The sequence below is a fragment of the Natronorubrum halophilum genome (assembly GCF_003670115.1).
Taxonomy (GTDB): Archaea; Halobacteriota; Halobacteria; order Halobacteriales; family Natrialbaceae; genus Natronorubrum; species Natronorubrum halophilum.
In genome coordinates, this window is the sequence record NZ_QQTY01000001.1 from 431,227 (window position 1) to 455,577 (window position 24,351).

The 24,351-nt window shown below is 63.5% G+C and carries 22 protein-coding genes; 12 read left to right on the top strand and 10 right to left on the bottom strand.

What is annotated here, in order from left to right:
• The first annotated feature begins 19 nt into the window (after positions 1 to 19).
• On the top strand, positions 20 to 811 hold the full coding sequence (locus tag DWB23_RS02060; protein ID WP_121741146.1) for a VOC family protein: 792 nt from the start codon (positions 20 to 22) through the stop codon (positions 809 to 811).
• Positions 812 to 945: 134 nt separating this feature from the next.
• Here DWB23_RS02060 and DWB23_RS02065 read toward each other — a convergent pair whose 3' ends face one another.
• The gene (locus tag DWB23_RS02065) at positions 946 to 2,043 is read right to left on the bottom strand and encodes a hypothetical protein (protein ID WP_121741147.1); all 1,098 of its coding nucleotides are present in this window, start codon (positions 2,041 to 2,043) and stop codon (positions 946 to 948) included.
• 138 nt (positions 2,044 to 2,181) lie between these two features.
• Between DWB23_RS02065 and DWB23_RS02070 the strand changes: the two genes are divergently transcribed.
• Entirely contained in the window at positions 2,182 to 2,910 is a 729-nt protein-coding gene (locus DWB23_RS02070; RefSeq protein ID WP_121741148.1) for a phosphatase PAP2 family protein, read from the top strand.
• A 60-nt stretch (positions 2,911 to 2,970) separates the two neighbouring features.
• On the opposite strand, the gene DWB23_RS02075 is transcribed toward DWB23_RS02070, so the two are convergent.
• Entirely contained in the window at positions 2,971 to 3,558 is a 588-nt protein-coding gene (locus tag DWB23_RS02075; protein ID WP_162989724.1) for a hypothetical protein, read from the bottom strand.
• A gap of 254 nt (positions 3,559 to 3,812) precedes the next feature.
• Positions 3,813 to 4,937, bottom strand: a complete 1,125-nt coding sequence (locus DWB23_RS02080; RefSeq protein ID WP_121741150.1) for a DUF4330 family protein — start codon at positions 4,935 to 4,937, stop codon at positions 3,813 to 3,815.
• 397 nt (positions 4,938 to 5,334) lie between these two features.
• Between DWB23_RS02080 and DWB23_RS02085 the strand changes: the two genes are divergently transcribed.
• Positions 5,335 to 6,837 carry a sugar transferase gene (locus DWB23_RS02085; protein ID WP_121741151.1) on the top strand — a complete coding sequence of 501 codons (1,503 nt, stop codon included), beginning with the start codon at positions 5,335 to 5,337 and terminating at the stop codon, positions 6,835 to 6,837.
• A 16-nt stretch (positions 6,838 to 6,853) separates the two neighbouring features.
• On the opposite strand, the gene DWB23_RS02090 is transcribed toward DWB23_RS02085, so the two are convergent.
• The 3 genes from DWB23_RS02090 to DWB23_RS02100 all read right to left on the bottom strand — a co-directional run bounded on the left by DWB23_RS02090 (position 6,854) and on the right by DWB23_RS02100 (position 12,509).
• A complete protein-coding gene (locus DWB23_RS02090) occupies positions 6,854 to 9,310 on the bottom strand; it encodes an MFS transporter (protein ID WP_121741152.1) in 2,457 nt (818 codons plus the stop codon).
• 227 nt (positions 9,311 to 9,537) lie between these two features.
• Complete coding sequence (gene glmS, locus DWB23_RS02095; RefSeq protein WP_121741153.1) at positions 9,538 to 11,337, bottom strand: glutamine--fructose-6-phosphate transaminase (isomerizing); 1,800 nt, start codon at positions 11,335 to 11,337, stop codon at positions 9,538 to 9,540.
• The gene (locus tag DWB23_RS02100; protein WP_121741154.1) at positions 11,337 to 12,509 is read right to left on the bottom strand and encodes a sugar phosphate nucleotidyltransferase; all 1,173 of its coding nucleotides are present in this window, start codon (positions 12,507 to 12,509) and stop codon (positions 11,337 to 11,339) included. Before DWB23_RS02100 ends, glmS begins: the two co-directional genes overlap by 1 nt.
• Before the next feature lie 410 nt (positions 12,510 to 12,919).
• Here DWB23_RS02100 and DWB23_RS02105 point away from each other — a divergent pair, with 410 nt between their 5' ends.
• Both DWB23_RS02105 and DWB23_RS02110 read left to right on the top strand, forming a co-directional pair.
• On the top strand, positions 12,920 to 15,271 hold the full coding sequence (locus DWB23_RS02105; RefSeq protein ID WP_121741893.1) for a DUF7827 domain-containing protein: 2,352 nt from the start codon (positions 12,920 to 12,922) through the stop codon (positions 15,269 to 15,271).
• Between the two features lie 513 nt (positions 15,272 to 15,784).
• Positions 15,785 to 15,973 (top strand): hypothetical protein, encoded by a 189-nt coding sequence (locus tag DWB23_RS02110; RefSeq protein WP_238717326.1) that lies wholly within the window; start codon positions 15,785 to 15,787, stop codon positions 15,971 to 15,973.
• Between the two features lie 154 nt (positions 15,974 to 16,127).
• Here the strand turns inward: DWB23_RS02110 and grxC are convergent, their stop codons facing one another.
• Both grxC and DWB23_RS02120 read right to left on the bottom strand, forming a co-directional pair.
• On the bottom strand, positions 16,128 to 17,504 hold the full coding sequence (grxC, locus tag DWB23_RS02115) for a glutaredoxin 3 (protein WP_121741155.1): 1,377 nt from the start codon (positions 17,502 to 17,504) through the stop codon (positions 16,128 to 16,130).
• Between the two features lie 72 nt (positions 17,505 to 17,576).
• A complete protein-coding gene (locus DWB23_RS02120) occupies positions 17,577 to 18,872 on the bottom strand; it encodes a DUF389 domain-containing protein (RefSeq protein WP_121741156.1) in 1,296 nt (431 codons plus the stop codon).
• 197 nt (positions 18,873 to 19,069) lie between these two features.
• Here DWB23_RS02120 and DWB23_RS02125 point away from each other — a divergent pair, with 197 nt between their 5' ends.
• From DWB23_RS02125 to DWB23_RS02140, 4 genes are all read left to right on the top strand, one after another.
• Positions 19,070 to 19,354, top strand: coding sequence for a DUF357 domain-containing protein (locus DWB23_RS02125; RefSeq protein ID WP_121741157.1), 285 nt, complete (start codon positions 19,070 to 19,072; stop codon positions 19,352 to 19,354).
• 324 nt (positions 19,355 to 19,678) lie between these two features.
• Positions 19,679 to 20,650, top strand: coding sequence for a transcription initiation factor IIB (locus DWB23_RS02130; protein WP_121741158.1), 972 nt, complete (start codon positions 19,679 to 19,681; stop codon positions 20,648 to 20,650).
• Positions 20,651 to 20,768: 118 nt separating this feature from the next.
• Entirely contained in the window at positions 20,769 to 20,948 is a 180-nt protein-coding gene (locus DWB23_RS02135) for a DUF7836 family putative zinc-binding protein (protein ID WP_121741159.1), read from the top strand.
• 267 nt (positions 20,949 to 21,215) lie between these two features.
• Positions 21,216 to 21,452: a UPF0058 family protein gene (locus DWB23_RS02140; protein ID WP_121741895.1), complete on the top strand. Its 237-nt coding sequence runs from the start codon at positions 21,216 to 21,218 to the stop codon at positions 21,450 to 21,452.
• A gap of 165 nt (positions 21,453 to 21,617) precedes the next feature.
• Here the strand turns inward: DWB23_RS02140 and DWB23_RS02145 are convergent, their stop codons facing one another.
• A complete protein-coding gene (locus tag DWB23_RS02145; protein WP_121741160.1) occupies positions 21,618 to 22,121 on the bottom strand; it encodes a DUF555 domain-containing protein in 504 nt (167 codons plus the stop codon).
• A gap of 151 nt (positions 22,122 to 22,272) precedes the next feature.
• Here DWB23_RS02145 and DWB23_RS02150 point away from each other — a divergent pair, with 151 nt between their 5' ends.
• Positions 22,273 to 23,154, top strand: coding sequence for a DNA-3-methyladenine glycosylase family protein (locus tag DWB23_RS02150; protein ID WP_121741161.1), 882 nt, complete (start codon positions 22,273 to 22,275; stop codon positions 23,152 to 23,154).
• A 54-nt stretch (positions 23,155 to 23,208) separates the two neighbouring features.
• On the top strand, positions 23,209 to 23,532 hold the full coding sequence (locus DWB23_RS02155) for a DUF3784 domain-containing protein (RefSeq protein WP_121741162.1): 324 nt from the start codon (positions 23,209 to 23,211) through the stop codon (positions 23,530 to 23,532).
• A gap of 115 nt (positions 23,533 to 23,647) precedes the next feature.
• Here DWB23_RS02155 and DWB23_RS02160 read toward each other — a convergent pair whose 3' ends face one another.
• Entirely contained in the window at positions 23,648 to 23,896 is a 249-nt protein-coding gene (locus DWB23_RS02160; protein WP_121741163.1) for a hypothetical protein, read from the bottom strand.
• A gap of 129 nt (positions 23,897 to 24,025) precedes the next feature.
• Between DWB23_RS02160 and DWB23_RS02165 the strand changes: the two genes are divergently transcribed.
• On the top strand, positions 24,026 to 24,304 hold the full coding sequence (locus DWB23_RS02165; protein WP_121741164.1) for an acylphosphatase: 279 nt from the start codon (positions 24,026 to 24,028) through the stop codon (positions 24,302 to 24,304).
• The last annotated feature ends 47 nt before the right edge of the window (positions 24,305 to 24,351 follow it).

Sequence of the window (24,351 nt, forward strand, 5' to 3'; positions counted from 1 at the left end):
GCTGGTGTGAGTTCCGGGTATGGATGGAACGCTCGATCACACAATGATTCGCGTCGCCGATCTCGAGGAATCGCTCGACTGGTACGGGACCCACCTCGCGTACGAGGAAAAAGATCGCTACGAGGGCGACGACTTCACGATCGTCTACCTCGGCCCGGAGGACATGCACGAGGACGGGGCGATGCTCGAACTTACCCACAACGAGGGCGAGGACGATCTCGAAGTCGGCGACGCGTGGGGGCACATTGCCGTTCGCGTTCCCGAGGGCGAACTCGAGGACCACTACCAAGGGCTCATGGACGAGGGCGTCGCGGACTATCGCGACCCCGAAAGCTGTGGCGGGCGCTACGCGTTCGTGAAAGACCCCGACGGTCACGAGATCGAGATCGTCCAGCGCGATCAGGGTGCGAAGTGGTCGCTCGATCACACCATGATCCGCGTCGAGGACGCCGACGAGGCGCTCGGTTTCTGGACCCGGAAGTTCGGCTACGACGAGGTGGGCCGCTGGGAGTCCGACACCTTCGCGAACTATTTCGTCGAACCGACGGACGCCGCGCCCGAGGCGATGTCCGTCGAACTCACCTACAACTACGACGGGCGCTCGTACACGATGGGCGACGCATGGGGTCACCTCTGTGTCCGCCTCGACGACCTCGAGGAAGACTGGGACCAACTGCAGGTTCGGGAGGCCCCGGATTATCGCGACCCCGAAAGCTGTGACAACATGTACGCGTTCACGAAGGATCAGGACGGCCACGAGATCGAACTGCTAAAGCGAGACGCCGAGGCGGACTCGCTGTTCCCGTTCTAAACGACGTGAGAGCCGGTTTCGTGGTCGCTTTTCTGTAGCGGACCGCCGATACTGCTGGGAGACGTCCGTGGAACGATCCACGACCGGCTTCAGGGACCCGTCGACACGGATTCCCGACACGACGCGACTGCCGATTACTCGAGGATGTCGGCGTCGTCCCAACTCGCAGATGCGGTCAGTCGATCGTCGTCGAACTCGATAGTCACGTCGTCGGCCGAGACGCCGAGCGTATCCTCGAGTTCGGCTTTGGTATCGTCGTCGATGCTCTCGAAGGTCATCGCGTAGTCGGCGCTGAGTCCGCCGCCGTCCTCGACGGAGAGGGAACTGACGAGTCCGGTCGCCGACTCGAATTCGTCGTCTCCGGCTGGATCGTCGAGGTCGTCTTCCGCTGGCCCGTCGGCGTCGTCTTCATCTAATTCGCCAGCCATGCCGATGACCATCTGGCCGTGGCCGGCCGTCTCGAGGAGCCAGCCGAACTCCTCGAGGACGTCCGTCGCACCGTCGCTGTCGCCCTCTCGGACGTCGAGCACCCGTCGGATCCGCTCGGTCGCGTCGGTTTCGTCGGCGTTGCCGGCATAGATGATCGCGTCCTCGCTGACGGCGATCGCGTCGTCCGGTGACGAGATCGCGTACTCGTCGTCGTTCTCGGCCGGTTCGTACAGTTCGTAGTCGGCGTACTCGTCGCTTCGCTCGTAGATCCGCGTCATCGAGACCGCATCGTCAGGTTCCTCGGTGAGTGCGTCGACGATTTCCTCGGTATCGATCTCGCCGGCGAGGACGTAGACGTCGTTGATCCAGAGCAGCTCCTCGACCGTCGTCTCGAAATCGGCTGCCGTGTCGCCGTCATCGTCGCCGTCCGTGGTGATGATTCCGTCCAGTCCGGTACCCCAGAATCCGAAGCCAACGCCGAGGGCGATGATCAACGCGCCCATCGCCGGCATCTCGAGCAACAGGTCGGTCTCGTGGACGAGCGCACCGTCGTCCGCCTCGTCGGACGCCTCGCGGTCGACCTCGTCTTCGAGGGCCTCGAACTCTTCGAGGGCGGCCCACTCGAGGGTGCCGAACTCGATGCTGCCGTCGGTCGCGGCTAGCCAACTTTCGGAGGGCGGATACTCGCTTCCCTCACCGCCGCCACCGAATCCGACGGTATCGAGACAGCCGGCCAGCCCCGCCGTCGAGGCGGCTGCTGTCAGACCGGTGCATTTCAGCACGGTGCGTCGCTCGGGATTCATATGCGCCGGTATTATGAGACGGTCGACAAATCAGTTCTGATTACAGTCAGCTACGGATTACGGAGTGATGTGGCGGAACGACGTGGCCGGTGAACGGAAACGGGGATGTTTACGTCGCTTCGCGTGGCGTGTGCGTCTATGAGTCGCGGTATTGGAGTCACCGAGACGCTCCGGGAGACGCTTCCGGAGTGGACCGCTCCGCTCTTCGAGCTGGCTGCACTCGGTGGCGACCTGCTGTTGATCGTCCCCGTTCTGGGGCTGCTGTACGTGACGAGCGTCTTCGTTTCGTTGCGACGGTCGACGGACGCCGGGGAGGGCCCGCTGTGTTCGGACCGGTCGGCGTTCGTGATCGCGGTCGTCTTCGGCGGATTGGCGCTCATCGTACTCCTGAAGGCGGCGCTCTCGCTGCCGCGCCCGCCCGCGGAACTACACGCCGTCTCACCCAGCGAGTACGGCTTCCCCAGCGGCCACACGATGGCCGCGACGATCTTCTGGGGGGCGATCGCGCTGTGGTCGACGATCGGGCGGCAACGCGCTCGGTTCGCCGTCGCCGCGGCGGTCGTCTCGCTCGTCGGTCTCTCCCGACTCGCCCTCGGCGTCCATTATCTCGTCGACGTCGTCGCATCGATCGCGTTCGGGCTGGTGTACCTCGCAGTGGTCGCGGGGATCGCGAACGGACGTCCCGGTCGAGCGTTCGTCATCGCCATCGCAATCGCAGGAATCGCGGTGCTCGTCGGCGGTGAACACAGCCGGGCACTCCTCGCGCTCGCGGGATCCGTCGGTGTCGGGACCAGCTGGTGGGTCCTCGAGCGAGCATCCGTTCGCCGCCGGCCCGTCCGAACGGTCGAACGGGGGCTGTCGGGATAGCGCTCGTCGGTTTCACAGGAGTACAACGATCGGTCGTCGTCCGAGCGTAGCCATCGTTTGTCAGGACTGTGTCCGGTCGGTCCAACCGCCGTCGCTGGACGTACCGTCGGTGGAACGGCCGGCCGACTCGAGAGCGGATCCGACGTCGGTATCGCCGTTTGTCTCCGCCGGTTCGGTGGTGGCCGGCGGCTCCGGCGGTTCGAACGCCGCCGTGAGGGTGTGCACGATTCGCGTCTCGAGCAGGTCGTCCAGATGTCGAGTCGAGCGGAGTCCGAGCGCGGCCAGCGCAACGAGGAGGAGGTAGACCGCGAGCAACGGTCCGGAGAGTGCACTCGCGAGCCCGGTCGCGAGGAAGGAGCCGAGAACCGCGAGCAGTCCGAACGCGCTCACGGCCCGCAGTGGACGATCGCGGGCGGCCGCGGCGAGTGCGGTTCCAGCGCCGGCGACGGCCGACGACGGTGCGCCCGCCGCGAGTTCGCGAACCGTTCGGTCGATCGTCCGGATGACGGGACCGACGGTTCGGGTCTCGCGGAGATCGACGACGATCACGTCGGGCTCCGGTTCCGCGGTGAGCCATCGATAGCCAGCGGAGGAGTTTGCACACTGCTTGCACCGCGTTACGAAACCGACGAGTCGCGAACTCGACACCGATCGCTGGATTCGCGTTCCGACGTTCGTAACCGGTGCGAGCACTGTTCGGGTCCGAGAGCGAGCGACTCCCCTTTCGAGCGGGCGCACCAGGAACGACGCCGGTCGTGGGTCCGTGGAGTCGCGTAACTGTCTGCCAACCCCGAGCACCCGGGCAAGAGCGGAGCGTTCGGTTGCCGCTCGGACACGCTTGCGTCCTGTGGCTATGAGCCGGCAAACGGCCGATCGCTCGCGTGCGCATTCGAACATCGCTCTCACTCGATTCGAGTGACGTCGCCCTCGAGATATGTCGTGTCGAGATCGAGGACGATGCTGTTGCCTACGCGGAGCGATTCACCGTGGAAGCGCAGCCCGCTCTGAGTATCCTGCGTGCGTAACTCGACCGTCAACGTCACGTCCTTGTTCGTGGGGTGTTCCCGGAGGTGGATCCCGCCGTCCTCGCTCTCGGTGACGATTTCCGCCGGTGTCTGTTCTACCGACGTGACCGTCGCGAGCGTCTCGCCGCGAACGGTCTCCGTCATCCCGGACTCGAGTTCGTTAGCGACCGACGGCCGCACGTTCCGGAGTTCGATTTCGGCGACCGTGGTCGTCGTTTCGCCGGCTTCGACCGTCGCGCCTCGGCGAACGACGTCGCCCGTCAGGTCGTAGTCGGCCGGGTGCAACTCGAGTTCGCTGTCGATGCTGACGGACGTCCCGCCGAACGTCGGCGTCGTCGCGCGCTCGAGGGTGACGAGTTCGACGCCGACGAGCGCACGTCGCTCGTCGGTTCCGTTCGGATACAGCTGCAGGTCGGTTACCGTTGCGACGGTGTGGGAACCGATCTGGACGGCATCTCCCGGTTCGATTTCGCCTGTGGTCGTCCCGGAGACCGTCGCGTCGAGCAACACCGCCGTTTCCGCGATCTGAAGCGAGTCCCCGTCGTGATCGAGGCTCGTCACCTCGCCGTCGGTGACGTACTCCTCGGTCTCGAACTCGAGGGTGCTTCCGCTCCGAAGGCGAGTTCCGGCGAACTCGAAGACCGATCCGTCTCGAGCGTCGTCGACGAGTTCGCCGTTGACGGCCACCCGGACCGTCACGCGGGGCTGGGTACCGTTCTCGCCGTCTCCGGGCGGCGGCGTGACGTAGACGTCGGTGACGGTAGCGTTGTGGCCGGAGCCGTCGACCGTGGTCGTATCGCCCGCAGCGATGCGGTCGACCACGTAATCCGGCTGGGGGCCGAGGTCGACGGTCGCGTACCTGGTCTCCGGTTCGCCGTCGGTACCGAGGACGCCGACGAAAGCAACACCCGCGACGAGAACAGCCACCAGGAGGACGACAGCGAGCGCGTCGATCACGTTGACGACACCGAAGAGATTGCCGTCGTCGTCGATTAGCGGCATAGACGAAGATCACTCGAGCAGGTCATTGTTGGCATGAGGTAACTCCCATAATATAATCGTTTCCTGTCGGATCCTGGCAATATCAATGCTGAGACTCTCGGCGATCGGGAGTGCTACGAGGAGGACGGTGACAGTCACGATCCGGATCGCCGGACGCATTCGTCTCCCTGCTGGACCGTGACTGACTCGATCGTATCGATGACCGTACGGCGATGCGCGCCCGAGCGCTCACCGCGGTACATCACTGATTACCGGGTCCGCCGATTCGGTTTTTCGGGTCGCGCTCGAGTGATCGTGCCCGTCTTCGAGTGCCAACAGCCACAACGGTTAACTGCGTGTTAACTGTCATCTACGGCTCACCACAGTGTTTATATTCGTAGAGTTTCCCCCTCGTATAATGTTGACGGGATGGCGGTATCGGATTATCAGTAGCCTGGGAGCGGTCGTTCTCACCGTCTGTGCAGTGCTCGCCGCGAACCATCCCGTCGCCCAATCGGTGTTTACTACCCACGTTCCGCTGTTCAATCGCCTCGAGGTGACCGTCCTCACCGGGCGGTCGCTCCAGTGGGCGGTGGTGTTGAGCGTGGTAGCGGTCGCCGGGAGTCTGCTCCCGCTGTACAAGCCGCGGCCGCGGCGGATCCTGCAGACGGTCTTTCTGACGCAACAGCGCGTCCTCGCGGGCGGCCTGGCGCTGGCGACGCTCGGCTATTTCAAGTGGTCGCACAGATTGCCCCGCGCGACGCTCGCCATGACGATCGGGATCCTCGCCGTGGTCGTCCCCGTCTGGTTCGTCTGGATCCGGCGGCGACCCGCGGGCGGATCCGAACGGGCGCTGCTCGTGGGGGACGACCTCGAACAGCTCGAGCAGGTCGCGCCCGCCATCGAGGGGCCGGTGGTCGGCTATCTGTGCCCGACGAGCGCACTTTCGGATCCGGCGGCCCGAAGTAATGACCCGGAAGCGGCGATCACAGACGGTGGCGTGGCGATCGAGAACGGCGATCCGAACTCTGACCGGGACGCTGGATCGCGGGATCTCGAGCGCGTCCTCGAGGCAATCGAGACGCGCGGACGACTCGGCGTGCTTGATCGTCTCGGCGGGCTCTCGAGGCTCGAGGACGTCTTGCTCGAGTACGATGTCGATACGGCCGTGCTCGCGTTCGAACGCGCCGATCGCGCGGAGTTCTTCGGCGCGCTGGACGCCTGCCACAGACACGGTGTGAACGTGCAGGTCCACCGGGAGTACGCCGACAGCGTGTTGATCTCGAAAGGGGACGTTGGGGAGCTAGTTGACGTGGATATCGAGCCCTGGGACCCGCTCGATCACCTGTTCAAGCGCCTGTTCGATGTCGCGTTCGCACTGGCTGGTCTCCTCGTTTTCGCGCCGGTGCTGGGCGTGATCGCTGCCGCGATCAAACTCGATAGTCCAGGGCCGGTGTTCTACAACCAGGACCGGACGGCCGGGTTCGGCGAGACCTTCCCCGTGTACAAGTTTCGGTCGATGATTCCCGAGGGGGAGGACGCGACGCCGACGGCGGACGGGGACAACGACCGGATCACGCGCGTCGGGCGAGTGCTTCGGCGAACCCATCTCGACGAACTGCCACAGCTGTGGTCGATATTCGTCGGGGACATGAGCGTCGTCGGGCCGCGGGCCGCCTGGATCGAGGAAGAGGTGTTGCTCGAGGAAGACGCGCCGGCCTGGCGCAAGCGCTGGTTCGTCAAGCCCGGACTGACCGGGTTAGCGCAGATCAACGATATCAAGAGCACCGATCCGAACGCGAAGCTGCGCTACGACCTCGAGTACATCCGAAAACAGTCGTTCTGGTTCGACGTAACGATCGTGATTCGGCAGCTGTGGAAAGTTCTCGAGGACGTGTGGGAAATCGTTCGGTCCCGGTGAACGGACGGCGGTCAACTCAGTTCGAGTCGTCCTCGATCCCGCCGACCTCGATCCGAGAGCCGTTCATCACGTCGGTCTCGCTCACGTCGACGCGCTCGTCACCGACCGAATACGCACCTGCGTACGGCACCGTCACCTCGAGGCGACCGTCTTCCCCGACCGGTACTTCGCGTTCGTACGCGAACGACTCGTCGCCGACGGACACGTCCGTCCGCACGTCGACGGTGTCACCCGGCTCACCCGGAGCGTCGATCGTCGCCCCCGGAACGACGGCGAACGCCGCCGCGGATCGCTCGTCGTCCACGGAGAGCAACTGGTAGTGTGCGAGCGCATCGCCACCGTCGCCGCCGGCACCGAGATCCTCGAGCAATCTCACCTGTGCGCTCTCGGCCGGCGCGTCGCCGTCGACCTCGGTCACGACGACGTATCCGACCCTGTCTTCGAACTGCTCGTAGTGGCCGTCCGGGTCGTCGCCGGAGCGAAAGTCGTCGTAGTTCGACATCGCGTAGTCGTAGCGCTGTGATTCCCCGCTCACGAAGTAGTTGTACATCCGGTTGTCGCCCCACTCGCTCAGGACGAAGCTCTGCGGGTACGCACGGTCCGTCTCCGCCGCGTGTTCCTCGATCGCGACCACGGCTTCGTACTGCCCGTCGTCGTGCGTTATCTGCCCGGAGAGACCTGGAACGTAGAGCAAACTCATCCCGCAGACCAGCAAACCGATCCCGAGGATATACGCCGCCTTTCGCCCGTCGGGAAGCGCGATCGAACGGGTGTCGTTCCCGCCATCGGTCGCGACAGGACGCGCCTGTCCGGTCCCCCCTCGCAGCGGAAGCGGCCGCCGCGCGAGATCGATCACCGAGAGGGCGTAGACGAATCCGAACCCACCCAGCACGGACAGCGGGATCACAAACTGCGCCGCAAAGCGGACCTGTATCGCCGCGAACACCATGAACACCGACGCGTACACCGCCAGCAGTACCCACGCCGGTTCGTACCGGCGGGAGGCGATCCAGACCGCCCAGACGAGGACGGCGAGCCCGAGATAGAAGCCCACTCCGATCTGGATCAACGGCCCGAAAATGACCGCGTAATCGACGGTGAACAGCGAGGCCGTTTCGGTGGCTCCGTCCCGGAAGAGCAGGTCGTCGGCCCGCCCTCGAGCGTCCGCCCAGTTCTCGGGCCGAAGCCGCCGAAGTGCGTACAGCACCAGACCGGCCACGCCGGCCTCGAGCGCGACCAATCCTCCGGTACGGACCTCGAGATGTCGCCACAGATCACCCAGCGCGAGAACGGCAACGGCACCGCCGAGTACGAGCACGGGCGTATAGGCGACGAACGCCAGCCGCCAGCCCCAGTTCGCGTGGAGCCAGACCGACAGTCCGGACCCGATTCCGAGCCCGACCAGCACGGGGAGATTCGCCAGCGTCGGCGAGATCCGCTCGCGGGCGTCGACGGCCGCTCGCAGTCCGATGTATACGGCCAGCGGGATGAACACGAGCGGTGACCCGCCCCAGAGATGCACCGAGACGCCGAGCGCCACGCCCAGTACGACCGCACTAATCCACGTCATTGGCGACCCGAGATGCTCGCGGACGGCCGTCCGGGCATCCATCGATTCGCGCCGTCGAGTCAGATCGACCGCGAGCCACGCGAGCGTCAGCAGCGTGACACCCAGCCAGAAGTACTGGTGCAGTCGGTGCTCGAGAAAGCCGACCTGCGTGTACACCGCGTGCACGGGCGCAACTGCGAGCAACACGACGGATGCGATCCCCACGCGTACGTCCCTCGTGACGACGACGGCGAGCGCGTAGACGACCACGCCGAGTGCGAGCGTCGCAGCGACGGGGAGCCAGGTCGCGACCAGTTCGGCTGCCCACTGATCGCCGCCGAACAGCGTCGCGATCCACCAGTTCAGCGCGTGGGTCAACGGCCGCCGGGAGAGCGCGCCGGGAGGCATCTCCGCGAGCATCCCGATATCGGTCGGACTCGCCGACTCCGCCAGCAGTTCCTCCATCCAGTAGCGATAGAAGTACGGATCGTTCCCCGGGGAGACGACGCGACCGTCCCGAAACACCGACCGAAACTGCGTGATCCGCATGACGAACGCGAGGAACAGTGCGCCGGCCAATCCGGCGAGCGCTCGACGATCACCCCAGATACCGAGTTCGAACGAATCGAGCCCGCCGACGGGACCGGTATCGCTCGACTCCTTGGGAACCTCCTCACCGGCGAGGACGGCCTCGACCGCCCCGACGTCCGCGACACGATACTCGCCGTCCGCCTTCGTGACGATTCCGCGGGAAACGAGTTCGCCGAACGTCCCCGAATCCAGTTCGATGTCGTCGAACGTCCAGGTCGATGACGCCGAATCGGCCTCGAGCACGACCTCGAGCGCACGCTCCCCGTCGTCGCGGTCGTCGAGAAACGCGGTCGTCGCATCCGAAACCGCACTCGAGTCGGCGTCGTCGGTCATTGGACAGTACGTGAGTGTAGAGTGCTATCATATTTTCGTTCCGAACATTCAGGTACGTACACCGGTCGTGATCGATCGATTCGGACGGTAAGTGTCCGATCACTCGCCGGAACCGGGGCTGAAAGTGGCCGATAGAGCGTGCCGAAAACGCGCCCTGCAGCGCCCGTCCACGAAACGAGGTTCGGAGAACGGACCGGACCTCAGTCATCCGAAAACGCCCCCGTCGCTCATTCCACGGTCACGCTTTTGGCCAGGTTCCGCGGTTTGTCGATCGATCGCCCCATGAGGTTCGCGAGCCAGTAGGCGAACAACTGCAACTGCACGTTCGCGACCACGGCGACGTTTAGCTCGTCGGTGGCCGGCACCTCCAGGACGTAATCGGCGTACCGGCCGGCCTCCGATTGGCCGTCGGTCACGACCACGACCGGGGCGTCCCGAGCTTCGACCTCCTTGATGTTCGACAGCGTCTTCCGGGCCGTCGACCCGTCGCCCGTGACGACCGCAACCACCGGCGTGTCCGCGGTTACCAGCGCCAGCGGCCCGTGTTTCAACTCGCCGGCGGCGAACCCCTCCGCGTGCTCGTAGGTGATCTCCTTACACTTGAGTGCGCCCTCGAGCGCGACCGGATACGCCAGGTCCCGGCCGATGAAAAAGAAGGCGTCGGAGCCGACCAGTTCCTCGGCGACGGCCCGTGCACGCGAGGTGTCGAGTACGGATTGGATCTGGTCGGGGACGGCCCGCAAAGATTTGATATCCGCATAGGAGACCGAGTCGCTGAGTTCGCCCGCCAGGAGCGTCAGCGCGAGTTGCTGGCTGGCGAACGTCTTCGTCGCCGCAACGCCGACCTCCGGCCCGGCGCGGATGTACATGGTTTCGTCGCACGCGCGCGTGGCAGAACTCCCGACGGTGTTGGTCACCACCAGCGTCCGGGCACCCGCCTGCCCGGCCTCGCGCAGCGCCCGCAGCGTATCCGCCGTTTCCCCGCTCTGGGTGACGCCGACGACGAGCGTCTCCTCGTCGACGGGGATCCGATCGGTCGTGTACTCGCTCGCGATGTACGCGGTCGCTCCGACGCCGTTGCGCCGACAGAGCGCGGCCCCGTAGAGCGCCGCGTGATACGACGTGCCGCAGGCGACGAACTGGATCCGGCCCGCATCCTCGAGCGAGCACTCCTCGAGCGTCACCTCGCCCCGGAGTTCGTCGACCCGTCCGCGGAGACACTGGCGGAGTGCGGTGGGCTGTTCGTGGATCTCCTTGAGCATGTAGTGGTCGTAGCCGCTCTTTCCGGTGTCTTCGGCGTCCCAGTCGACCGTCTCGACCGACGTCTCGACCGGACGACCGCTCGAGTCGGTCACGCGAACGCCGTCGCCGGTGAGGTGGACGAACTCGCCGTCCTCGAGGTAGACGACGCGGTCGGTCTGTGCGATGAACGCGGGAACGTCGCTGGCCAGATACCGGGTTTCCTCACCGACGCCGAGGACGAGCGGGGACTCGTTTCTGACACCGTAGATCCCCGTCTCCCCCTCGAAAACGGCTGCGATCGCGTAACTTCCCTCGATTCGATCGACGGCCCGTCGGAACGCCGGTTCGGGTTCGGCTCCGGCGTCCAACTGCGACGCGATGAGGTGCGGGACGACCTCGGTGTCGGTGTCGCTCGCGAACTCGACGCCGGCCCCGATGAGTTCGTCCCGGAGCGACTGGTAGTTCTCGATAATGCCGTTGTGGACGACCGCGACCCGCCGGTCGGTGTCTGTGTGGGGATGGGCGTTCGCGTCCGACGGCGGGCCGTGGGTGCTCCAGCGCGTGTGTCCGATTCCTGTCGTTCGCCCGCGAAGCTCGGCCGCCGGCACGGTCGATCGCAACGCCTCGAGTTCCCCCCGTGCCTTGTAGACCTCGAGCGGGCTGTTCGCGAGCGCCACGCCGGCCGAATCGTAGCCGCGGTACTCGAGCGCGGACAGCCCCTCGAAGAGGACGTCGATCGCGTCGGGTCCGCCGTCGGAACCCGCGGCGCCGATGATTCCGCACATCACTGCACCTCCGCCTCGGCGTCGATCGAGCCGCCCACCCTCGCGCCGGCCCGAATCGAGACTTCCGAGCCGACGATCGTGCCCGGTCTGTAAGTCACGCCGCCGCGGTCCGTAGCGCGGTCCGCGATGAGCGCCCCCAGCTTCTCGTTTCGATGGATCGTCTCGCCGACGTGGACATCCCCCGGTCCGCCGACGACCGTCGATCCGGGGCCGACGGCGACACCACGGCCGGCCACGCAGTCGATGACGGTCGCTGCCGTCCCGATTCGGGTATCCGAATCGATGACGCTGTGCTCGACCGTCGCGTTCGCCCCGACGGTCACGTTTTCGCCCAGACAGACGTTCGGTCCGACGACCGCTCCCGGTCCGATCACGCAATCCGGAGCGACGACGACCGGATCCACGACGGTTGCAGCGTCGTGAATCCGGGCGGACGGTGCCCGCTCACACGCGACCGCCCCGGTCTCGAGTAACGTCTCGGCGACCGTGAGAAGATCCCAGGGGAACGTCGCATCGATCCACATACCGTCGGTCGTCACCGCAGCGACCGTCGTCTCCGTTTCGATTAGCGCCGAAAGCCCGTCGACGAGGGAGTACTCGCCGGCCGTGGAGTCGATACCGGTCATGATCTCGATCGCGCGGGGATTGAGGGCGTAGACGCCGGCGTTGAGCCAGTAGCTCCGATCGTCGGTGGGGTTTTCGACGATTTCCGTCACGGAGCCGTCGGTGTCGGTAATGACGCCGCCGTAGTCGGCGACTGCGGCATCGGCGATGACACCGAGCGTCGCGCCGCCGCTGGACTCGTGGCGGTCGATCGTATCGGCGATGATCGATCGATCGACCAACTGATCGCCGTTGACGACCAGCACCGGCTCCTCGATCCTCGACGCCGCCGCGGCGAGCGCGTGGGCGCTTCCGAGTTGTTTCTCCTGCGTGACGTACGCGATCGGCACGCCCCGGTAGGACGGCCCGAAGTGAGACTGGACGGTCGTTCGGCCGTAGCCGACGACGACGGTTAGCTCCGAAATCCCGGCGTCGATGAGGTGGTCGAAGACGTGCTCGAGGATCGGCTTCGTCCCCGCCGGAAGCATCGGTTTCGGCCGGTGTCGCGTCAGCGGCCGCAGTCGAACCCCCTCCCCGGCCGCCAGCACGATCGCGGATCGAATAGTCATTGGTCACAGTGACTGTCTGTCACTGGCTAAAAGCTGCTGGATATCTCGTCTGTTTGCCGACCTGACGTATAGGCCGTCTCGAGGCGGCGTATAGACGAGATAAGACTGTTTTACTGAAGGGGAGTGTCCAAACGCGATCTAGAGTCGCAGTAATAATCACTTCCACCGGTGTTTCATGAACGGGCATCTATCGAGAGTAAAAGCTTGCTTCCCGGTCCCGTCATGCGATTTCACGCAGCAAAATTATCGTTACTGAGTTATTCATTGTTCCAGAAAGCTTATTACGTGATGCTTTATATGTTTGTATACCCCCTACCCGGTGCGAGTCGGTGTGGTTGACACGCTGGTCTCGCTCGCACTCCGGTCGAATCGCCCGCTAACTAACCGAAATACGAAATAACAGAAACTTAATGACAACAAACGAAACTTCATATCGCGAAAAGGGACGCGCCGTGTTCCTGGCCGCGCTTATGGTAATGTCTGTCGTTGCCATGTCCGCAGCGTTTGTGGGCGGGGCGGCAGCGGCAACTAACGATGAATCCGACCTTCACTCAGGAGACACGTACTGGGCAGGTCAAGACGTAGTGTTCACTGACGGCTCCGGAGACGATTCCACCTGGAACGTCTACGGTATCGATGGAGATAGCACGGACTTCCAGACTCAGATTAACATCGACGCTGGCAACGGTAGCCTCGATACGTCCCAGCTGGACACCGAGGACTTCGACGAGTTCGCTATCCGCGACGATAACGGTGACTGGGTCAACTTCGAGAACGGTGACGCAGCACCTGATGAAAACGCTAGCGCCGGCGACGTGAGCTTCACCGTCCTCCAGCAGGATCTGGAAGTCGAGTTCGAAGCCGACACGGTCTCTGATCAGAGCTCCGAAGTCGGTGTTGACGTCACCGATGTCCGTGGTTCGCAGAACCTCATCGTTGAGGCCGACGGTCTCAACGGAGAGAACCTCGAAGACATCTTCGCTGACGATGATGCCTCTAACAACGCAACGGACGATGAGGACACAGCACTCATCGAGGACGTCGAGAACGATCAGACTCTGACCGCGAACTTCACCGGCGTCGACACCGGTAACTTCACGTTCACGTTCACGAGCGAAGACACCGGTGTCTCCGCGTCTGACGACGTCGAAATCGTCGACGGTGGAGACGTCGACGCGCAGTTCGAAGACAGCTCTGTCAGCGAACACCTCGGTGACATCGCAGAGATCACGATCGACCTCGACAACACCGATAGTGCCGAGATCACGATCGGTGGCGAAAGCGACGGCTGGATGGCCAACGCAACCGTTACTGACGAGGACGACTCTGGCAACGCAACTATCCTCTTCAACACGGCTCTTGCAGGCGACGAAAGCGCCAATGACGACGAAGTGCTGTACGCTGCAGATGATGATGATGGCTCCAGTGTCTCGGTCAACGAGCGCGAGAACGTCAGCTCCGGTGTTCTTGCAACGGGCTCCTACGACATGAAACTCGAGACCCAGGGTATGCAGACCGCACGCGGTACGCTGAACCTGCAGGAAGGTTCAGTCGACAGTGCAACGACCTGGAGAGCCAACGGTAACGCTGAGTTCTCGGACGCTGAGGAACTCCGTGACTACCTCGACGACAACAGCGACGTCGCTGAAGGCGACCTCGCCGTTGTTGGCGTCGAAGCAAGCGGTATCTACGGCTACGACTGGGATAACCAGGGTATCAACCTGTCCATCGAGCAGTCGGAACCCGGAATGAACCAGGAACCTGTTTCGCTTGATTCCGATGACTACGACCTGGTAGAAGACAGTAACAGCAACGTCGTCTACTACGTCATCGAAACAGCGGGTCTTCTCGACAACGACAACGTCGAAGACGGTGAGGAGTTCAACTTCTCGCTCGATGTTGACGCAGAAGAGAACGATTACCTGAGCGAAGACGCAGAAGTCTCGAGCACGTTCACCGTGAACGAGCGCTCGATCGAGTTCGCACAGGAAGAGTACGTCGTTGAAAACACTGACGATGTGGAGATCTCCGGCACGTCCAACCTCGCATCCGGTTCCGAGATTGACGTGACCGCTGAGACTGGCGGCGACAACGCGTTCTTCACCCAGGCCACCGCCGAAACCGACGAGAACGGTGACTGGACCGCTACGTTCGACTTCTCCGAGCGCGAACTCGGTACCGAATTCGAACTTACGGCCGAAGATGCCGAGAGCGATGCCACTGCTGAAGCAACTGGTCTCTTCGACGAGACCGACGAAGAGCCTGAGGAAGGCCTCTCCGTGAGTGTCGACGCACCAGACAGTATCGCTCAGGACGAAGAAGGCGACTTCGACGTCACTGTGACGAACGATAACGACGAAGAGGTCAACGAGACCGTCGAACTCGAGATTGGTAACGACACGCAAAGCGAGGAAGTTACCATCGAGGCCGGCGAGGACGCTTCGGTCACCTTCACCGTCTCCGGTGAGGACCTCGGCGTGGGCGACCACGACTGGACCGTCACTGCTGGTAACGCATCCGACGAGGGTACGTTGACCGTCTCTGACGACTCCAGCGGTGAAGACGACGACGACAACGGCTCCGACGACGACAACGGCTCCGACGACGACAACGGTTCCGACGACGACGGTAGCTCCGACGATGACGGGAGCTCCGACGACGACGGCTCCGACGACGATGACGGAACGCCCGGCTTCGGTGTCGCTGTCGCCCTCGTCGCTCTGCTCGCAGCCGCGATGCTCGCACTGCGACGCCAGAACTAAACGTAACTAACTACCGGACTTCGTCCGGCCCTTGACGCACTTTCACTTTCTTTCGCACGCTACACCCGATAGCGACAGCCCTCGAGATCGGCCGTAAAGAGTCGTCGCTATTCCCCTCGAAGCAAAGACGGTCGCGTGTTAAACAGCGTAGACAGCTACGGCTCCATTGGTTTCAGACCCAGTTCGAAACGGTCGCACTCGCGTACGAATTATCCCGCCAGAACTGTTCAATAACTATAAGTAAATCCCGTCAGAAGTATCGCCCGGAAGTCACCTCGCGGGGGCATGCGCTGAAATGCCCCGGGTGCTAGGACACCCGAGACTGGCTTCCAAGCCACAACGGCTTTGTAAGCCATGTTCGACTTACTCCCACCGAGACATAAACGTCTCGCAAGCCAACAGTATCGCTCTCGAATAGCACCGCCGCCGTCCGCCCCTCGAGCCGGTTCGATATCGGCGGATCGAACGGCCCGTGTCGCGGGCTCCGGCAACGACTCCGGCGGGTCGACCGACTTGGAGACGGCCGAATCGGACTCGAGGACGGACGCCGACTCCTCGAGCGCGGCGGACGCCGCAACGACGTGGTCGCCGCCCCGCTGCCCGCGCTGTGACGCGCCGGTCAGGACCGTGACGGCTCTGGGGCCGACCGATCACTACGCCCACCCCTGTGGCTGCCGAGTGTACGCCGGGTTCCTCGAGTAGGGGAGAGCGGCGTAGCCGTAAAATCCGGGAGAACAGTCCTCGGTAATCGGAAAACGCGTCGAACGAGAATCTGAATTCCGCCGACGAGTTCGTCGATCGGATCGGTGCCGCGAAGCGATCCTCGAGTGTGATCGGAAAGAAGTATCCGCCGGTCTCAGTCGTCCGCGGCGATCGCTTCGCCCTCGCTCGTCGACTCCGCGCGCTCGAGATCCTCGAGATACTCGTCGGCGTCCAGCGCGGCCTTCGAGCCCATTCCGGCGGCCGTCACGGCCTGCTGGTAGTGGAAGTCGACGACGTCGCCGGCGCCGAAGATGCCGGGGACGTCGGTCTCCGTCTGTCCGCCGCCGTCGCCGCCCTTGGTTCGCAGGTAGCCCTCGTCGTCCATCTGGACGCCGGTGCCCTCGAGGTAGTCCGTGTTGGGGGTGTGGCCGATGGCGAAGAAGACCGCGCCGACGTCGAACTCGAACTCCTCGGTTTCGGGATCGTCGAGGCGGTCCGTGGGGTGGCCCAGTTCGTTTTCGACGAGGGTGACGTGATCGACGCCCGCCTCCTGCGAGCCGTGGATCTCGGTCACTTCGGTGTTTTTCATGATCTCGATCTCGCCCGCCTCGACCTTTTCGTGGACGCGGTCGATCCAGTAGTCCTCGGCGCGGAACTCCTCGCGCCGGTGGGCGATGTAGACGGTGTCGGCGAACTTGGTGAGGAAGGTGGCTTCCTCCATGGCGGCGTCGCCGCCGCCGACGACGAGCATGTCCTCGTCGCGGAAGAACGCGCCGTCACAGGTCGCACACGTCGAGAGGCCGTAGCCCATGAGTTCGTCCTCGCCGGGGATACCCAGGGTGCGGGCGCTCGCACCGGAGGCCGCGATTACGGCGTCCGCGGTGTAGACGTCGCCGTTCGTCAGTTCGACGCGGAACGGCTGCGTCTCGGCGTCGCCGGAACGCGACGCGTTCTGGTTCGCACTCGAACGCTGTTCGACGCGCTCGAGGGATTCGATGATGCCGTTTTTCAGCTCCGCGCCGAACTGCGTCGCCTGCTCTTTCATGTTGTTGACCAACTCCGGGCCGCTGATTCCCTCGGGGAAGCCCGGATAGTTCGCGACGTCCGTGGTCAGCGTGAGCTGGCCGCCGGGTTCGTCGCCCTCGATGACCAGCGGCTCGTTGTTCGATCGACCGGCGTAGATCGCCGCCGTCAGCCCGGCGATTCCGGTGCCGGCGATGATGAGTTTTCGGTGCTCGAGCACCTCGCCCGCTTCGGTGTCGTCTTCGATCCCGAGTTTCGCGTCCAGTTTGCCCGTCTCGTCTAACGCGGCGGTGTCGTCCCAGCCGCCGATCAGTTCGTCGTCGATGAACACTTCGGGGGCGGTTTTGCGCCCCTCCGCGCGCTCTACCATCTCCTCGAACAGGTCGTCGTCGCCGGTGACGTTGTACGTCTCGTACTCGATGCCTTTCGCATCGAAGAGGTCCTTGGCTTTGTCGCAGTACGGACAGTCCTCCTTGGTATAGATCTCGACTCGAGGCTGCTCGCTCATAGTACACGATTGGGATAGAGCGCCTAAACCGCTTGCGTTCTCAGCAAGTCGAGAAGGGGTACTGTGACGTCCTTAGTCGTCGGTAGATCGCTCTGAGTCGACGAACTCGACGATGACGGAGACCTCTCGATCGGTTCGCTCCTCGAGTCCGCGCTCGAGATCGGCCGCCAAATTCGGATACGGTACGTCCGCGGGTCGCTGGACGACGACGGTGACTTCCGACGGTCCGTCGGTCCCGGCACTGACGAACTCGGTTCGCACCTCGACTATCTCGAGGTCGTCGTACCCCTCGTCATCGAGTACGGTACGGACCTCGCTGTTAACATCGTTCTCGTAGAGGGCGTACTGGCCGAGAACGAGTCCGCCGACGGAGAGGACGATCAGACCCAACACGAGCGCGACGGCTAGCATGTCGAGGCGGTCGTCGGAGATGTTCTCCCGAATCGAGCCGCGAGTCCAGCCGTCGGGCCGATAGTCGAGATACCAGAAGACGGCGAGCCCGGAGAAGAGGATCGACGTGGCGTTGACCGTCACCAGGACGAACGCACCGAGAGCAACGGAGAAGTTTCCCCAGGCCAGTCCGGTGCCGACCGCCGCGGCCGCCGGGATGAGCGCGACGGCGATCATCACGCCGACGAGCGAGACGGGAATCGCCGTGGCGAGACCGAACGCGCCCGCGGCACCGGCGCAGATACCGACGATCAGCGCGAGTAAGCCCGGCGAGATGCGGTTTTGTACCTGCACGATGGCCGTGATGTCGATCGTCGAGGGGACGATCCCGCCGGAGCGAACGAGCCAGGCGAAGACGAACGCGCTGGCGATGGCGACGACGAGGCCGATCGCGAGAGACGTCAGTCCGTCGGCGAGCATCTCGCGATCGTTGAGCACGAGGCCGACCGTTCCGGTCAACGCCGCGCTAACCTGCGGGGCGATTACCATCGAGCCGACGACGATCGCCGGCGAGTCGAGCAGCAGTCCCGCCGTCGCGACGATGGCACTCAGCACGGTCATCGCGTAGTAGGTGGGTCGACCGGGAGTCATGTTCAGCGCCCGAGAGCGGATTTCATCCCGGGCGATACTGTCGTCCTCTTCCTGGCCATTGACGTACCGCTCCTCGAGTTCGTCGATCCCCGGCGTCCGCGCCGTCTCGATCGAGGAGACGACGACGTAGTCGTCGTCGATCCCGACCTCGCGGAGCGACGTGAGCACGTGTTCGACCGCCTGCGGTGGCACCGGAAAGCTAACGAGTTCCCCGTCGGAACCGTCGCTGTTCTCGACGGTCCGAACGTAATCGAGGTCTTCGTCCTCGAGAATCGCCAGCGCGTCGTCGCGTTTGGTGTCCGACACGAACACTTCGATCAGTCGCACACTCGAGAACGAGGCGGCCGATTGAAACCTATGGCATCGTTATCGTGCCGAACCGTGTCCTAAATACCGTTGTTGAGCGCGCAACGGTTACTCGACACACATATCCGAGGACCCGGGAACGGCCCGTACTCGTCGACGCTCGACCGAACCTGCTTCCCACACGACGCACTTACGGTGTCGAGGACCGAGCATCGACTATGGCTGCGGATCTCGAGGAGAAGACGGATCGCTACGGGGAGTTGCTCGCGGAGGCGCTCGAGGCGGCGTCGGTCGCGCCGCCGGAGGGAACCCCGATGGCCGAAGCCGCCGACGAGTGTTACGAGATGGCGTCATCGTACCTCAAGGACGGCTCTCACTTCCGCGACGAGGGCGACCTCGTCAACGCACTGGCGTCGTTTTCCTACGGGCACGCGTGGCTCGACGCGGGTGCGCGCGTCGGATTGTTCGACGTCCCGACGGAAGGTCACCTGTTTACCGTTTGATTTCCGCTCCGGTACCCCAGCCGTTCTCACGCGGGCAGGGACGACAAAGCGATAGTATCTGGGTCCCGAATACGTCGTCGGTGGAGGGCGCTCCGACGGTCGGATCACTGAGCGTACCAACGGCCGAACCGATGGGAACGTCCTGTCCCTATTTCAAACGATTAATGACTATGTAACCGGAACATATATACCAATTATGCCGATTAGCTTATAAAGTAGGCGAAAACTTTATATGCCTTACGGCCTAACTATATGTTAGCCGCGGCGACCGGGTTTCTTCTGGTTACCCCACCCGGGAGCCCCGAGTAACTCACCCGATACACCATGACAGACACCACAATCAGAACCTATACGAACGAGACGGAGGAGGAAGAAACGACGGAGCGGTCGGGAGAGCAAGAGCGCTGTCCCGAGTGTGGCGGCCGACTCGTTTCCGACGACGAACACGCCGAGACCGTCTGTACCGACTGCGGGCTCGTCGTCGAGGAAGACGAGATCGACCGCGGTCCAGAGTGGCGAGCGTTCGACTCCGCCGAAAAGGACGAGAAATCCCGCGTCGGAGCGCCGACGACGAACATGATGCACGACCAGGGCCTGTCGACGAACATCGGCTGGCAGGACAAAGACGCCTACGGTCGCGCGCTCTCGAGTCGTCAGCGCCAGAAGATGCAACGGCTGCGCACCTGGAACGAGCGCTTCCGCACTCGCGACTCCAAGGAGCGCAACCTCAAGCAGGCCCTCGGCGAAATCGACCGGATGGCCAGCGCGCTCGGTCTCCCGGAGAACGTCCGCGAGACCGCCAGCGTGATCTACCGCCGCGCGCTCGAGGAGGATCTCCTCCCCGGGCGATCGATCGAGGGCGTCGCGACGGCATCGCTGTACGCCGCCGCCCGTCAGGCCGGCACGCCGCGCAGCCTCGACGAGATCTCGGCCGTCAGCCGCGTCGAGAAGATGGAACTGACCCGAACGTACCGCTACATCATCCGGGAACTCGGCCTCGAGGTCAAACCGGCCGACCCCGAACACTACGTGCCGCGGTTCGTCAGCGACCTCGACCTCTCGGACGAGACCGAACGCATGGCCCGCGAACTGCTCGAGTCCGCGCGCCAGGAAGGCGTCCACAGCGGCAAGTCACCGGTCGGCCTCGCCGCCGCCTCGGTGTACGCCGCCGCCCTGTTGACCAACGAGAAGGTCACCCAGAACGACGTCAGCGAGGTCGCCAGCATCTCCGAGGTCACCATCCGCAACCGCTACAAGGAACTGCTCGAGGCCTCCGATACGGCAGCCCCCGCGTAAACACGAGATTTCGGGTGCTGTCATCGGCGAGCGTCGTCTGACATCGGGGCGGTCGATCGATCGACCGACGATCGAACGTGCGGCAACACTTTTGGCGAATGGTGTGTAATACCGTGACATGGACGAAACGACTGTGAAACTCTTGTGTCCAGAATGTACGAAAAATTGGCAGCATTCTCCCAACGACCTCCCCGCGGCGGCGAATATGTTCCACTGTCCGAACTGCCACGCATCCAGACGCCTATCCGAGTTCATGCAAACGGATCGCGATCTCCGGACGTTGAAACAACTCGGCTAGAAGCAGCGCAATCGCGGCCTCACCACATCACCGAACCCGGAGTAGGAACGAATTAACACACCGGAAGAGTACCCATGAAAATTGAAATAACGGGCGTAGTCTTTCGGTAACAACCTCTTATAACCGCTCTCACCGGGTGGTTTTCGGCCAGTAGGTGGTTCCTTCGATCGCACCGGTATCGTGACAGACAACATATCGAACACGGGTTGCGTGTTAACGCGACTCAAGATAATAATATAACCCTGCAGTGGGTAGGACTGCATGGTTATGAAGAAGCAGGAGCTCATTCACCTTCACGGCCTTCTCGCGGAGGTATCGAACCAGTGCGCGGCGTGGGAAGACTGTAAGATCGACCTCGAGGAGTACGAATCACTTGGCATTCGGCCAACATCAATTCACAAGTCAAAAACAGATCACAAAGCGGCTGTTTTTGCAATTGCTGGGGGAATTACGAAGAATATGCGTGAAGAAGAGCAGGAAGCAGTCGCCGCTACCGCGGACTGAGAGAGACGTCGTCTCCTTCGATTAGCAAATACGATCAACTGGCGAGACTCGTCTTCTATCTAACCGTTTCCGTTCCGTTTCGGCCGCGTACGCTGACAGTAGGTACACTGAAAACGAATCGAGACATCGTTCCACCGGGTAACGACCGATGGTCGCTCGAAACTATCAGTCTCTCTCAACTAAGTCTTCGAACTCGGGAAGGATTTCGTCGTCAGCTTGACCGTCGTCGGTGTCGGTTGAGTCGTCCCCGTCGGACGCCGACTCCGATTCGTCTTCATCGGTCGTCGAATCGTCGGTATCCGTCTCCGACTGAGCTTCGTCATCGTCGTCTTCTTCCTCGAGTTCGTCGATCTGGATGACCTCGAGCGGGATATTCTCGAGGCGCTGACCGATCTCCTTGCGGGCGATTCGTGAAGCATGTTCGTCGCGCTCGACGTTGAAGACGGTCATCTCGAGTTCGAGCGCGACGAGTGCTTCGTCGGCCGCGATGAACGCGGGCGGCAGCTCCTCACCCGACGGAGAGGTCCGCGTACCCATGTTGATCTCGACGTAGTTTAGATCAGGGTTCAACATCTCGCCAGTCTTCGAGATGGCGATACGGATCGCCTCGTCCTCCGTCTCGACGTCGAACACCGGCACGGCGGCTTCGACGACAACCCTGCAGTGCATACCAAGATATTGTGTCGCCTGCAGTATGAAAGTTCGCCCCCACACCGGAGGAAACCCGCTCTCGGCAGTAACGGCGGTCGGACTACCGGAGGGTCGCCGTGAGCGCGCCGGTTCGAAAGGCAAAAGCCCGCGCTCCCGAAGACTCGGACGGATGAAGACAGGGACGATCCCGCTCGATACCCTCCCCGGCGGCCTCGATCTGTATCGCACGCTCGAGAGCGGCCAGAGCTACCTGTGGCGACGCAGCGACGGCGAGATGTACAGCGGCGCGCCGGCACCCGACGAGTGGTACTACACCGTCGTCGACGGCACCGTCGTTCGCGTCCGACTGTCCGCGGACGCCCTCGAGTGGGAGTCGACGGCCGACGCCGAACCCGTCGTTCGACGGCTGTTACGGCTGGACGACGACCTCGAAGCGATCGTCGCGGCCGCGCCCGACGACCCGCTCTTGGCGGAGGCCTACGAGGCCCACCGCGGGATGCGGCTGGTCGAGGATCCGCCCTTCGGCTGTCTGATCTCGTTTATCTGCTCGGCGCAGATGCGCGTGGGACGGATCCACACGATGGTCTCGACGCTGGCTCGCGAGTACGGCGATGCGGTCGAGTTCGACGGCGAGACGTACCACGCGTTCCCGACGCCGGCGCAACTCGCAGCGGCGACCGAAGCCGACCTTCGAGAGCTCGGACTCGGCTACCGCGCCCCCTACGTCGTTCGAACGGCGGAACTGGTCGCCGACGGCGAAGCGGATCCGGCCGAGGCGCGGGACCTCGAGTACGAATCGGCTCGCGAGTACCTGAAACGGTTCGTCGGCGTCGGCGACAAGGTAGCCGACTGCGTGCTCCTCTTCTCGCTGGAGTTCGACCAGGCCGTTCCGCTGGATACGTGGCTCAAGTCGGCCATCGAGGACTACTACCCCGACTGCGACCGGGGCTCGTACGGGGCGACCTCGCGTGCGATTCGCGAGGAACTGGGCGGCGAGTACGCCGGCTACGCACAGACCTACATCTTCCACCACCTGCGGACCGGGGAGTGAGCCGCTGGGCTCGAGACGGAAACGGCTTTGCGAAACGCTTGTCAATATCGGCGTATGAGCAGTGGTGCCGTCCTCGCCCTACTCGTCGCCGCGGGGTTCGCCGCGACGCTCGGAATCCTGATCAAGTACTTCGGGGTGGTTCAGTTGGTCGCGGGCTACGATCCGGACCGAGTGACCGACGACGAGGGGCTGGCGGATTTTATCGGCACGAACATCCTGTATGTCGCCACGCTGTTGGTGCTCGTCGGCGTCGTCGAGTACACGGAGCCGTTCGACGGTGACGGCACCGAGGCGGTCTGGATCGCGTTCGTCGTCGTCCTTCTGGGACTCACCGCTCGGATGATCGTCGGGAGCCGTCGCTACGAAGCGTCGGAGTGACGCCGGCTGCGGGCCCCGAGCGGTCCGAACCGTTGCTCGTCTCGGTTCCGTCCGCCGACGACTCGTTGAGCCGCCCCATAGCGTCCGTGAGACGATCCCGACGATCGGACGGGGGCTATTGCGTATAGTCGTCGCGTCCGGTGAGCGACCAGTAAGCCTGCGAGACGAACGTGATGGCGAAGATCACCGTCAGGAGTCCCGCGACGGCGAACGCGACCGTCCCGTCGAGCAGAACGTAGGCGAGACCGCTCGCGACGAGGACGAACAGGATCGAACCGGCGAACAACTCGAGTAGCTCCCGAACCGTCGCGCGGCTCCTCGAGACCTCGAGATACTCGTCTTCGAATCGTTCGATGATGCCCATCGGTGGAATACCTCGATCGTTGTCTGGGGTCTCGTACGGGGCCGAGCCTGATATCAGTACGTGATCGCGAGGCGACCGATCGCTCGCGTTGGACCCGGATTTTTGCTTATCGCGGTCGATGGCTCGCGTATGGCAGACCGAACCCGCGCACACGTGTTCGTCTCGGGCACGGTACAGGGCGTCTACTACCGCGCGAACACTCGCGATACGGCCCGCGAGAAGGGCGTCGAGGGCTGGGTGCAAAACCTCGAGGACGGCCGCGTCGAAGCGGTCTTCGAGGGGCCGAACGAGGCCGTCGACTCGATGATCGAATGGTGTCGGACCGGGAGCCCCGCAGCCGAAGTCGACGCTGTCACAGCCGAGCGCGAAGAGCCGCGGGGCGAGGACGGCTTCGAGATTCGGTACTGAGCCGGCGACCGGCCGCCGCCGGGAAAACGACCGTTGCGCCGGCCAAT